Here is a 13534-nt window from a genome sequence, read left to right on the forward strand (position 1 = left end):
TGCTCTTCCCCTAGGAAATTAACCCATAAATAATATTAAACTTTAAAAAAACGCATTAAGTATATTATACATAATGATATTGATTTTTATTTATAAAAATATGTGGAATTAGTCCACCGTTCATTGTGAACTTTGAAAGCCACAGGGTCAACATACACAATGGAATAATTTTAATAAAAATGGTTGGTAAAAAAAGAAGCTGTCAAAATGACAACTTCTTTTTGTGGAAAATGACTAAATGGATTTATTTTTTGTCTTTTGGTACGATTTCCTGACCACGCAAGTTCCAAGTTAATGCGAACAATGCTGCGGCAATTAAGCATGACATGAAGATTGTGATGAAGCCAGCTGTCCAGCCCATGTGGTCTACGATTACACCCATGATGGCGTTGGCAGCTACTGATCCGAATAAGTATCCGAAGAGGCCGGTTAGGCCGGCTGCTGTTCCGGCTGCTTTTTTCGGTACGGAATCTAGTGCTTGTAGTCCGATCAACATTACTGGTCCGTAGATCAAGAATCCGATCATGAATAATGAGATGTTGATCATTGCTAGGTTGGTAGCTTTCCAGTACATGATGACGAAGATGCTGACGATGAGCATGAAACTGAATCCAGCAGGACCACGGCGTCCTTTGAATAGTTTGTCAGATACCCAACCAGCAAAAATTGTTCCTGGGATACCGGCTAATTCGTAGATCATATATGAATTAGATGAACCTTGAAGCGAGATGTTACGCATCTCTGTTAAAAAGGCGGGAGCCCAGTTTTCTACGCCATAACGTACGAAGTAAACGAAAATGTTGGCGAAGGCGATGATCCAAACCCATTTGTTGTTCAAAACGTGTTGGAATAAGATCTCCTTGGCTGTCATTTCTGTTTCAAACATTTCGTGCTCTTCGTTAGGATAGTCGTCTTTGTATTCTTCGATAGGTGGTAGACCTTGTGATTCAGGTGTATCACGAATCAAAAAGTAAGCGACGATCGCAACGATGATACCGACGATAGCGGGAATAATAAAGGCACCGGTATATGATTTCATACCGGTAACGTTGGCTGCGAAGAAGGAAATACCAAACGCAGCAAGTGGTGCCATTAAGGCTCCACCGACGTTGTGCGCGATATTCCAAGTGGAAGTCCAGCCCCCACGTTCAGAAACGGAATACCAGTGAGTCAGAACACGTCCAGAAGGCGGCCAACCCATTCCTTCGAACCAACCAATCAAAAATAGCAAAATGAACATAGCAGTGATCGATTGAGTCAATGCTGGGATAAATCCAAACATCAAGTTGATGATAGCTGTAAGGATCAATCCTAATGGTAAAAAGATACGTGCATTACTACGGTCAGAAATTATCCCGCTAAAGAATTTACTGAATCCGTAAGCGATAGACACAGCTGAGAATGCTATCCCCAGTTGAGTTTTGGAAAAACCTTCATCAACCAATTTTGGAATTACCAATGAAAAGTTGTTCCGGAGTAGGTAGTAACCAGCGTAACCAATAAAAATACCGATGAAAACTTGCCAACGTAATTTCTTGTAAGTTGGATCAATTTTATCTTTCGGCACCATCTTATTGGTCGTTGGTGGTGTTAAAAAGCCCATAACAAATGCCTCCCCTGATGGCATAATTTTGATCACTTGATAAGTAACCGTTTTCATAATGAACAAATAATTGATAAATGTCAACGTAATTTATAATAAATTGTCATATATTAAGAAATATTATCAATTACTAGGTCATGATATATTCTTAAATTAGCACTTATAGTATATTAGTGATAAAAATAATTCATAAACAATTGAAAATTTTTTTGATAAAATGAAAGTGTTATCAAGGGGAGATGATTTTCATGAATAATATTCGCCTAAATTTATTCATCCTAGTATCAATGATCGTAGCTGTGATCGAATTGACCTACGATCCTACCTTTTTCATCGGCCGGATCTTCTTAGGGGTCGCCGCCGGTTCGTTTGTCTTTTTTGCCATCATGTTCGTCAAGGATAACTGGCAAGTACAACCAGAACGGATCAAAAAGAATTCACAAATAAAAAAATAAATATCAGAGAAGCTTGATAGTTGGAAATCGCATCTAAAAACTATCAGGCTTTTTTTAATACTTAAAAATTGATATCCTAATTGAAACAAGGGGGATTAGGAGTATGGACAACGTTAAGCAACTACCAGTTGAAATCAAGACTATTTGGCGGATCAGAGCGCTGATCGATTTGCTAGTGTGGCTACTGATTGCGGTGCCATTTTTAGTCTGGGCATTGTTAGCACCAGATTCTTGGCAGCCTTGGCTGTGGTCGATCACATGGGTGATTGCAGCTTTTGGAGTAATCGAATCGTTGGTCGAGCTCGCCTTAGTTCCATATCATTACCGTTTTTGGACGTATTATATCAACGACCGACAAGTCGAACTCCATCACGGCTTTTTCTTTCGCAAGCAGATCGTCATTCCGATTGCTCGGGTCCAAAATGTTACCTTGATCCAAGGGCCAGTGATCCGTCTGAAGCATTTGCAAAAAGTTAAAGTCATGACTGCCGCCGGTGGTGAGGATATCGCTGGTTTAAAAGAACAAGAAGCTAACGACTTGAAAGAGTTGATCATGAAGCTAGCTAAGGAGGCCAGAAATGACATCTAAAGCTCAGCATCTGCATCCGATCGCGTTATTGTATTTTTTGATCAGCGATATTAAAAATTTGATCGTGCCAATCATAGTAACAATCATTGGGATCGCCAATTTTTGGTCAGAATTGCCGATAGTACCAGTAGTCATCGTAATTGCGATTTTGATTTTTGCCATGTCGATAGCCAATTATTTCCGTTTCACCTTTGAATTAAAGGAGGATGAGATCGTCGTCAAACACGGAATTTTCATCCGACACGATGACCACGTCCCATATGACCGGATCCAAAACATCACCTCAGATCAGTGGTTTTTCTTAAAACCATTCGGTGTGGAAAAACTCGAAGTCGAGACCGCCAGTCATGCGGATGATTCCGAAGTGTCACTTTTTGCGGTATCGGTCGACTTAAAAGACCAATTGGAAAAATTACGTAGTCAAAAACTTTCCAGTCAAGCTGTTGCTGAAAATAATGATGAAACAAATTTTGACAGTTCAAAAATAAATAATATAGAAACGAATAATTCACCAACAGACGACTTAGGGGATGCCACAACGGATGAAGAACTTGCCGAACCAGTGGAAGAAACTTCGTCCAATACGTACGCGATCACCAAAAAAGATCTCATCAAATTCGCCTTAACTTCGCCAGCTTTTTTAAGTGGGCTCTTGGTAGTTTTGGCGGCCTACGGAAAATTTGAACAGGCCATCAGCGACCAAATGTATGAGTACTTGTTCAAAAAAGCTGCCCATTTGGGTATTTTGATCGTCATCTTGATCGTAGTAGTAGTATTACTGCTTTTTTACATTGGATCAGTTTTGATATTGATCAATCAGTACTACAACTTCAAACTAGTCGAAAACAAGCAGCAATTCGTCACCACCAGAGGTTTTTTCAAGACAAAAAAGACGACCATCTCACTAAAACGAGTTCAAGCGGTATTAGTTAAACAACCACTATTTAGACAATGGCTCAACATCGCCACGGTACAACTAGTCGTCATCTCGAACTCTCATCAAGACGACACGGACAAAGACATCATCGTCATGCCAGTGATAATAGTAGGAAAAGTAAACGACTTCCTAAACCAATTCTTCCCATCGATCCCAGTAGAAAAGGTCAAACCGTTCAAACCGATCAAGTGGACCTACTATTACAACTTAAGAAACGCAACACTATTGACATTGGGAAGTTCAGCCATTTTCGTAGGCTTATTATTCATGGTCCCATGGCTCTGCGTAGCCTTCGTGATCCTGGACATAGCCTTCTGGTTCTTGCCAGCAATCATGACCATAAAAAGAACCAAAGTCCAAACCCTAGATGAAAACTACATTGCGATTAGAAACAATCGCATAATGACAAAACAGTTAGTCTTAGTACCAAGGCAGACAATCCAGTCGGCTGAAAAGAGACAGAGTATTTGGTTAGAAAAGAAAAAATTAGCCAGTTTAACGATCAACCTCAGATCAGGAGTAACAAAAAGAAAATTAAATACCAACTATCAAAAGGAATCGGATGTAGATGAGATACTAGATTGGTATAAGGATGTTTAGGTGGTGGTTTGTTGCCGGTTCTGTGGAGGGTTCCGGGAATTGCGCCGTGGCTTCCTTAGTTGTTCGGTGGCGTAGCCACCACCAAGAACCAGTTGCGCAAGTGCGTCAGCACTTACGTTCCTTTATTTCGCGGCTGACGGCGAATTCCCTCCACCCTCCACAGAACCTAAGTTACATCTAGTATCTTAGGGGGTGGGTTGAACAGCTCCATTGCTTTATAGGATAAAAATGTTTTATAGCTGTGTTTGTGTCCGTACATTTTGTGAGTGCTAGTATTTTAATGAATTTGGAGCCTTTCTCAGAACGTCTTAAATATTAGAAATAGTTTTGTTAGAGACTCGATATGTGTGTAGAAAAATATGTTAAATAAAAAAATAAAAAAGAGAACATTCTAATTACTTCAGATAGTACTGAAGCAATTCAGAAAATGTTCTCTTTTTTTACGTAACATTTTAAAGAAAGTAGTTAGAGCAAGAGAGAAAAAGGGATGCTTTGATGATGGATGGATCCTGTTTTTGAACTGTCTTTACAAGTTAAAATCTCAAGAACGAAGATCAAGAACAGTGCATCTATCCAACCGCAGCAGGTTTAACAAGTAAAGATAAGTACCGTACCCCCCACAAAAAAATTGATTTTATAAAACCCTAGGGTCTGGGGGATGGAGGAAAATCGCCGTCAGGTGTGAAATTATTCTTAGCGATTTATCGCTTAGAATAAGACTCGTATTGGAGATCGGCGAAGCGCTTTTCTTCGGTGAGCTTCAATCGATGTCCACACCGTTCCACGGCGAATTTTCCGGAATCCCCCAGACCCGGCAGTGAACCACAACCACAGCAACCAGAACCAGAAAAAATGAAACACAAAAAAAAGCAGCGAAACAAAAATCGCTGCTAAAAAACTTTAATACAAATCACCCTCAGCAATAGAATCCAACACCGTCTTAGAAGGAATAAAGAACAAAGTACCAGAAACAGGAGTACTAAAATCGAGAAGACGATCGCTCTTCGTAAACATATTAGTCAACATATTACGAGTGATCTCCCAGCTCTTAGAATAGCCGATGAAGTAAGTACCAGTTCTATCCTTTGATGGATTTGAGAAAGGTACGTTCATTCTGACGATTTTGTGTTCAACGCCGTCACGTTCGTCTTTTGAAACGATGTTGTGAGCGTTTGGCGATTTTTCGTCTTCGTCTAATTCACGGTCAGAGAATTTTCTACGTCCGATTGTTTTTTCTTGTTCAGTCGTAGGAAGCTTTTTCCATTCGTCCATGTTGTGCATGTATTTTTGTGAAAAAGCGTATGATCCGTTAGCAAAGTCGGGATCTTCGTCGCTGTCGATCAAAGTGTAATCCATTGATTCGACGCCGGCTGGATTTTCTGTTCCGTCGATGAAGCCGATGATGGCACGACCTTCGAGATATCTGAAGCCGTGTGTTTCATCAACTACTTTTGTGACTGGACGTAGGATGTCCATGAATTGATCCATTACTTCGTAAACAACAGCTTCTGTTTTGGCACGAACGTGGAAGAATAAGTCACCAGGTGTTGATGGTGCAGTGTATTTTGGACCCTTTATTTCTTTAAAAGTTTCTAGTTCCTTTGGCTTGTTAGCATTTGGGAACAAGTAGTCCCAACCATCTGAACTGAAACCCCATGCTACAGCTAGTTGGTCATTTTGATTTCTGATCCGCATGCTGTTGATGATCGAATTTGACATGTCCGCAAATTCTGAGATGACGTCACGTTCTTTGTCGAGATCTTTTCGTTTTAGATCCAAAGTAACGAACGTTACGTTTTCACCAGCATCTTTATAGACATCTTGAGAATCTTTGATATTAATTGACATAAATTACCTCCGAATTCCTTTAATATAATTAATTCTACTACATATTGTTAAAAAACTTTATTAATTCGAACATGTTCAATTTATTGATTTTGAATTACATTTGTTCGACAATAAGTGGATAATAAATTTATCAATATTAGAGAATCGAAAGGATGACGACTATGTGTACTAGCTTGAGTTTTTCCGCTTTGGATGGTTCAAAGTTTTTGGCCAGAACGATGGACTTTGCCTTTGAATTACACGGAGCACCTACATTTTTACCGGAGGAATATCAATGGACGTCTTCTTTCGACGAGGAAGTTTATTCTACTAAGTATGCCATCATGGGAACCGGGGCTAAGTTTGGTAAAAACTACATGATTGCTGACGGTTTCAATGAATACGGGCTTTCTGCTGCTGAATTGTATTTCGCAAATGCTGCTGAATACGATCAAGAACCAACTGACGGTGCAGTCAATGTGGTGGCTGAAGAATTTTTGCTCTGGGCTTTGGGTAATAACAAGAGCATTGAAGATCTCAATAATAACTTAAAAGATGTGCGAATCATTGAATCTGCCAAGGGTGTCATGGGTGTCAATCAGCCACTACACTTTATTTTTAGCGATGCTACTGGGGCTACTTACGTCTTGGAACCTCAAGGAAATGGCTTGGTCTTGCAAGAAGATAAGGTCGGCGTCATGACGAATACGCCTGATTACAACTGGCATAAGACTAACTTAGCAAACTATTTAGGAGCTCAACCAACTAACTTTGCTGGAAAGACTTTTGGTGAAGAAGAAGTTATTCCTTTAGGTCAAAACGGAACTTTCCGCTTGCCCGGAGGTTATACGGCTGTTGACCGTTTCGTCAGAACTGCTTTTATTCGTGAGAGCGTTGAAAAACCAGAAACTGCTCAACAAGCAGTTAATATGATCTTGCACGTCCTCGACAGTGTAACGATCCCTCGTGGCGTCAATATTAAAGACAACGGCGAATCGAGTTATACACAATACCAAACGGTTTTGGACCTGACAAATAAGGCGATGTACTTCGTTCCTTATGGAAATCGGACAATTTATTCGGTTGCTATGACCGATGATCTGATCAAAAATCAGTCGGAACCTAAACAATTTCCAGTCGCAGCTGACCAACAATTTGCAAATTTGAATGATAAATAATAAGCATATTAATTTCATTTTATCTCGCACCTTGATAGGATGAAGACATTGAGCTTGGGGGATTTATTTACCCTGAGCTTTTTTTATTGCCCGGATTCCGAACAATTGGGATGGTATTTGTCGAAAAAATAGGATATACTACAAACGATTGAGATAACCAAAAATATTATTGGTACGACCCAATAAAAAATAGGAGGATTTCGTGGCAGATTTAATCTACAAAAAAATCATCGATTCTCTTCGCAAAGAGATCGAGCTGGGCAAATTTCCCGACATGAAATTACCCGATGAGCGATCCTTAGCTGAGCAATATGCTGTCAGTAGAAGTTCCATTAAGCGAGCTCTCGGCAACATGGCTGAGCAAGGAATAATTTTTAAAAAACGCGGTTCCGGAACTTTCATTAATCCACTATATTTGAAACAAGATTCTGGTTTTAACTATAGTGGGAAAAATTTAGGTATCACTGATAGTTTCCAAGTTAATGGTCAAAAACCTAGCATCAAAGTTTTAGAGTTCGATGTTATCCGTCCCGATGAGGAGTTACAGGATAACTTATTTTTAAAACCGGGTGAGTTTGTTTACTCCTTCAAGCGTTTACGCTTGATCGACTCGGTGCCATTTATGATCGAAACGGGCTATATTCCGATTAAATTAGCCCCCGAATTATCCGAAGAAATTGCTTCAGAATCGATTTTTAATTATGTCGAAACTGAATTGGAACAAGAAGTTAACAAGACTTATTTAACTATTACAGCTGCTCCTTCTGATGAGGAAGGCCAGGAGCTTTTGGATTTAAATCCTAATGAGCCTGTCGGATTGATGGAAGGTATTTTCTTCTTGAATGATGGAACACCTTTCGAATTTTCAACGATGAAATTGCACTATAAATATTTTAAGTACGACTCATTCGTTGACCTAGACAATAGATAGACTTAATTGGAACGGTCCAATTAATTAAATGGTTGACTTTTATAAAAATACCGTATATTATACTAGATAAATACATAAGGAGAGTGTACTAATGACAGACTATTCATCTAAAGAATATTTAAACCTTATTGATAAATATTGGCGTGCTGCCAACTACATTTCTGTTGGACAACTTTATTTTAAAGATAACCCATTGTTGAAACGTGACGTTAAAGCTGACGACGTTAAAGTTCATCCAATTGGCCACTGGGGTACAATTGCTGGACAAAACTTCATCTATGCTCATTTAAATCGTCTTATCAACAAATATGACCTAAACATGTTCTATATCGAAGGACCAGGACATGGTGGGCAAGTTATGGTTTCTAACGCTTACTTAGACGGTTCATATACAGAAGATTATCCAGAGATCACACAAGACGAAGCTGGTATGAAGAAATTGTTCAAACAATTCTCATTCCCAGGCGGTGTTGCATCTCACGCTGCTCCTGAAACACCAGGTTCAATCCACGAAGGTGGAGAACTAGGTTACTCACTTTCACACGGTGTTGGTGCTATCCTTGATAACCCTGATCAAATCGCTGCTGTAGTTATCGGTGATGGTGAATCAGAAACTGGTCCACTTGCTGCATCATGGTTCTCAAACACATTCATCAACCCTGTTGATGACGGTGCTGTTCTACCAATCCTTGACTTGAACGGATTCAAGATTTCTAACCCAACAATCTTGTCACGTAAGACTGACAAAGAATTGACAGAATACTTTACAGGTATGGGCTGGGATCCAATGTTCGTTGAAGGTGACGATCCTGCTAAGATGCACCCAGAAACAGCTAAGGTCTTCGATGAAGCTATCGAAAAGATCCAAGCTATCCAAGCAGAAGCTAGAAAAGGTTCAGCAGACGATGCTAAGATGCCTAACTGGCCAGTTGTTATCTTCCGTGCTCCTAAGGGCTGGACTGGTCCTAAAGAATGGGATGGCGTTCCAATTGAAAACTCATTTAGAGCTCACCAAATTCCAATTCCTGTAGACCAAAACCACATGGAACATATCGATGCATTAGTTGACTGGATGAAGAGTTACAAGCCAGAAGAACTATTCAACGATGATGGTTCATTGAAGGATGAAATTGCTGCTATTACACCTAAGGGTAACAAGCGTATGGCTATGAACCCTATTACAAACGGTGGAGTAGACCCTCAACCATTAGACCTACCAGACTTCAAGAATTACGAACTTAAATTCGACAAGCCAGGTCAAATCGAATCACAAGATATGATCAACTTAGGTAAATACTTAGGTGACGTTATCAGAAACAACCCTAAGACATTCAGATTATTCGGACCTGATGAAACAATGTCAAACCGTCTATATGGCGCATTTGAAGCTTCACCTCGTCAATGGATGGAACAAGTTAAAGAACCTAACGACCAATATGAAGCACCAGCTGGTCGTATCATCGATTCACAACTTTCAGAACACCAAGCTGAAGGATTTAACGAAGGTTACACATTGACAGGACGTCATGGTATCTTCGCTTCATACGAAGCTTTCTTAAGAGTTGTTGACTCAATGCTTACACAACACTTCAAGTGGTTAAGAAAAGCTAACGAACTTTCATGGAGAAACAAGTATCCTTCACTTAACGTGATCGCTACTTCAACTGCTTTCCAACAAGACCACAATGGTTACACTCACCAAGATCCAGGTTTGATCACTCACTTGGCTGAAAAGAAACCAGAATACATCCGTGAATACTTCCCAGCTGACACAAACTCATTGCTTGCTGTTATGCCTAAGATTTTGGATGACCAAGAAAAGATCAACTTATTAGTTACTTCAAAACAACCTCGTCTACAATTCTTCAACATGGACGAAGCACAAGAATTAGCTGATAAAGGTTACAAGGTAATCGACTGGGCTTCAAATGATAATGGTGGCGAACCAGATGTTGTCTTCGCTTCAGTTGGTACAGAACCAACAATCGAATCACTTGCTGCTATCAGCATTTTGAGAAAATCAAAACCTGATATCAAGGTAAGATTCGTAAACATCGTTGACTTACTTAAACTTCGTGCACCAGAAGTTGACCCTCGTGGTTTAACTAACGAAGAATTCAACGAAATCTTCACAATCGACAAGCCAGTTATCTTTGCATTCCACGGCTTCGAAGATATCATCAAAGAAATCTTCTTCGATCGTGACAACCACAACCTTTACGTACATGGCTACCGTGAAAACGGTGATATCACAACTCCATTTGATATGCGTGTCGTAAACGAAATGGATAGATTCCACTTGGCTGAAGAAGCTGCAGTTGCTGTTCAAGGTGACGCTGCCGGCGACTTTGCTGACGAGATGGAAGCTATTGTTGACAAGCATAACAAGTATATCCGTGAAAACGGTGATGACTTGCCAGAAGTTACTTCATGGAAATGGGATATCTAAAACTAAACCTTTAATAAATTCACATTCCTAATTTCTATATAAAAATCTTTTACATTTTTTCCGTTTGTTATTTGATTTTGAGCATTTCCTGCTGTTTTGGTGGGAAATGCTTTTTTTTGTGTTTTATTTTTGTTTGTGTAGTAGTTTGGGTGGTGGTTCACTGCCGGTTCTGCGGGGGATTCCGGAAATTTCGCTGTGGAACGGTGTGGGCACGATTTTGAGCTATCCGGGAAGTTCGCCCGGACATCTCAAAACTCGGCCTTTTACTAGGCAATAAATTGCCAAGTAAAATTTCACACCTGACAGCGAATTTCCTCCATCCCCCGCAGAACCTATGGTGGTGCAAACATCATCTTTTGGTGGGGTTACGGTACTTAGTTTTATAGAGTCTGACTGATTTGGATGATTTTTTGGTACTTATGTTTTCTTGTGTCCTAGGATCTTTGTTTGATGTGTCTATCTTGTTGATTTTTGTGGTGGTAATTGGTTGGGTCGTGGTTCACTGCCGGTTCTGCGGGAGGGTTCCGGGAATTGCGCTGTGGAACGCCATGGGCACCACTCTGAGCTATCCGGGAAAATCGCCCGGACATCTCACAGCTGGGCCTTTTACTAGGCAATAAATTGCCAAGTAAAATTTCATGGCTGACAGCGAATTCCCTCCACCCTCCCGCAGAACCTAGGGTGGTGCAAACATCATCTTTTGGTGGGGTTACGGTACTTATTCTTATAGTATTTGACTGATTTGGATGGGTCTTTGGCACTTATGTTTTCTTGTGTCCTAGGATCTTTACCTGATGTATTTATCTTGTCGATTTTTTACTTGGATATCATCGGTTGGTAAGTTAGTTCAAGTATTCATTGAAAATGGGCAATTATATTTGCATTTTGGTTTTATTGTCTTTGAACTTGAACTTAATACTCTGGAGGATATTGAGATAGACAAGTGAGAAATAGGGAGCATTGATAGTGGCGATTTGATCTATCTTGAGTGGAGCCCACCCACCACAAAGAAGAATTGATTACTAATCTAGGTGGAAGGGCGGGGCGCTATATGGGTTCAGCTGTGAAATTATTCTTAGCGATTTATCGCTTAGAATAAGACTCGTATTGGAGATGTCCGGGTTAACTTCCCGGATAGCTTCAATCGATGTCCACAGCGTTCCAATCCCATATAGCGCCCCGCCCTGGAACCGGCAGTGAACCTCCAACCAAACTACTACCTCCAAACCATCACTACCTCAGATTAATCCTCTCATCTCATTTTCTATTATTAGTTCCAAACCACTTTTGCTGCTTTTTTCCTCTCACCTCTAGACAAGCAATTTTCTGCTTTTTTAAATATTTTTTTATTAAGTTTTTTTAATTATGCCTAATTTTTATCTAACGATAAATGAAATTCAATCTCATTTATCCGCTTGAAAGCTTATTAATTTCACAAGACAGTTTTAATAATTAGGAAATGTCTTAGAAACTTAAATTAAAGGTAAGTAAACGCTTTCATTGAACTTAAAAAACTTAACCCTAAATGGTTGAAAGTGAAGAATTTACGTGTTACGTTAAGCGTGTAGGAAAAATATATTTAGAGGCGGTGGAATTTATGACAATTCAAATTATTGGATCACTTATTAAACTTGCAGGAGCAGCTGTGATCGTCGCGTTAGCGATCTTGCTCTTGGCCATAGGAAGCCGATTCTCACTGCCCGTTATTTTAATCGGGGCTATTGTATTTGCAGTTTACGCAAATTGCAGAATTGCCAGAAAAGGGCTTCTCAAGTTTATTAACTAATTTCGATTGATAGCATCCAGAGGGGTGCTATTTTTTTTGCCCATTTTTACCGAGTGGAATCATTGGTGGATTCGGCTTTTTAAAAATGTTTCCTGGTCTTTGTTAAAATGTACCTATACATATAATGAAGATGAGGTATTGAGATGGATATTTCTGAACAAATTAAGCAAATTAAGGACTTTTCCTATTCAAAAATGTCAGCTGACACGACCGGACACAACTTCGATCACATCGAGCGCGTGGTCAATATGGTCCAAAATCTGAGCGAATCAGAGCACGCCAATCAATTGATCACTTTGGCAGCAGCATATTTGCACGACGTAGCCGACGACAAACTAGTCGACGACCCGGCTAAGTTAGAAAAAGAGATCAAAGAATTTTTGCAAAAAATCGACTTCACGGATGAACAAGCAAACGAAGTCCTATTCATAACCCACAACATAGGCTTCAGCAAATCTCTAAGCGAAAATCCACCAAAATTGACCCTAGAAGGTCAAATAGTCCAAGATGCCGACCGCCTAGACGCCATCGGAGCAATCGGCATAACTCGAGCCATCTACTACGGAGGAGCCAACGCCGAAACAATCTACGATCCAACCGTCAAGCCAAGAGAAAACATGGACATAAAAGAATACCGAAATCTATCAGACGAAACCATCATCAACCACTTCTACGAAAAATTACTAAAACTAGAAGGAATGATGAACACCAAATCAGCTCAAGCAATCGCCAAGAAAAGACATAAGTTCATGGAAGACTACTTGACTGAATTTAAAGAAGAATGGAATCTCGGACAAAAGTAAGAATCCAATCTACGGTGGATGAGAGATAAGAATCTCAATTGAGGGCAAGAAAAAATGTTGATTTGCTCAACCAATAATTGATTTATCCAAATAGTAAGAGTGGGGGAAAACTGCAGTTAAAGAACGGGGCGTAACTCCGAGGGGAACCGAGGAGTAAGCCAAAGAGAAAAAACATCCAGAATAGCAGCCGATGATAACGCAAAACAAGAATCAACAAGATAGGGAGAAAAACCAAACTCGTAAGAACGAAAAAAACAAAAGGTACCACCAAATCAGCCAAAACAATTTTGTAGGAAAAAAATAAGTACCGTTCCCACCCACCAACAGAATGGGTTATTACCACCTTAGGTTCTGGGAGGGTGGAAGGAATTCGCCG

Annotated in this window: 10 protein-coding genes; 8 read left to right on the forward strand and 2 right to left on the reverse strand. The window is 39.9% G+C overall.

Annotated features, from left to right (window positions below):
* Positions 1–244: 244 nt before the first annotated feature.
* Positions 245–1603, reverse strand: a complete 1359-nt coding sequence (gene pgtP / locus EKM69_RS07565; protein ID WP_125709822.1) for a phosphoglycerate transporter protein PgtP — start codon at positions 1601–1603, stop codon at positions 245–247.
* 248 nt (positions 1604–1851) lie between these two features.
* Between pgtP and EKM69_RS07570 the strand changes: the two genes are divergently transcribed.
* The 3 genes from EKM69_RS07570 to EKM69_RS07580 all read left to right on the forward strand — a co-directional run bounded on the left by EKM69_RS07570 (position 1852) and on the right by EKM69_RS07580 (position 4184).
* Complete coding sequence (locus EKM69_RS07570) at positions 1852–2058, forward strand: hypothetical protein (RefSeq protein WP_125709764.1); 207 nt, start codon at positions 1852–1854, stop codon at positions 2056–2058.
* A gap of 103 nt (positions 2059–2161) precedes the next feature.
* Positions 2162–2647: a PH domain-containing protein gene (locus EKM69_RS07575; RefSeq protein ID WP_125709766.1), complete on the forward strand. Its 486-nt coding sequence runs from the start codon at positions 2162–2164 to the stop codon at positions 2645–2647.
* Positions 2637–4184 (forward strand): PH domain-containing protein, encoded by a 1548-nt coding sequence (locus tag EKM69_RS07580; RefSeq protein WP_125709768.1) that lies wholly within the window; start codon positions 2637–2639, stop codon positions 4182–4184. The genes EKM69_RS07575 and EKM69_RS07580 overlap by 11 nt, the downstream gene beginning before the upstream one ends.
* Positions 4185–5084: 900 nt before the next feature.
* Here EKM69_RS07580 and EKM69_RS07585 read toward each other — a convergent pair.
* Positions 5085–6032, reverse strand: a complete 948-nt coding sequence (locus tag EKM69_RS07585; RefSeq protein WP_125709770.1) for a Dyp-type peroxidase — start codon at positions 6030–6032, stop codon at positions 5085–5087.
* Positions 6033–6184: 152 nt separating this feature from the next.
* Between EKM69_RS07585 and EKM69_RS07590 the strand changes: the two genes are divergently transcribed.
* The 5 genes from EKM69_RS07590 (at position 6185) to EKM69_RS07610 (ending at position 13158) form a co-directional block, all read left to right on the forward strand.
* A complete protein-coding gene (locus tag EKM69_RS07590; protein ID WP_225423862.1) occupies positions 6185–7189 on the forward strand; it encodes a choloylglycine hydrolase family protein in 1005 nt (334 codons plus the stop codon).
* A 202-nt stretch (positions 7190–7391) separates the two neighbouring features.
* Positions 7392–8120: a GntR family transcriptional regulator gene (locus tag EKM69_RS07595; RefSeq protein WP_125709772.1), complete on the forward strand. Its 729-nt coding sequence runs from the start codon at positions 7392–7394 to the stop codon at positions 8118–8120.
* Positions 8121–8211: 91 nt separating this feature from the next.
* A complete protein-coding gene (locus EKM69_RS07600) occupies positions 8212–10569 on the forward strand; it encodes a phosphoketolase family protein (protein ID WP_125709774.1) in 2358 nt (785 codons plus the stop codon).
* A 1525-nt stretch (positions 10570–12094) separates the two neighbouring features.
* Positions 12095–12355, forward strand: a complete 261-nt coding sequence (locus tag EKM69_RS07605) for a hypothetical protein (protein ID WP_125709776.1) — start codon at positions 12095–12097, stop codon at positions 12353–12355.
* A 143-nt stretch (positions 12356–12498) separates the two neighbouring features.
* Positions 12499–13158 carry an HD domain-containing protein gene (locus tag EKM69_RS07610; RefSeq protein ID WP_125709778.1) on the forward strand — a complete coding sequence of 220 codons (660 nt, stop codon included), beginning with the start codon at positions 12499–12501 and terminating at the stop codon, positions 13156–13158.
* Positions 13159–13534: the final 376 nt, after the last annotated feature.

It is taken from the genome of Companilactobacillus zhongbaensis (genome assembly GCF_003946515.1).
Classification (GTDB): Bacteria; Bacillota; Bacilli; order Lactobacillales; family Lactobacillaceae; genus Companilactobacillus; species Companilactobacillus zhongbaensis.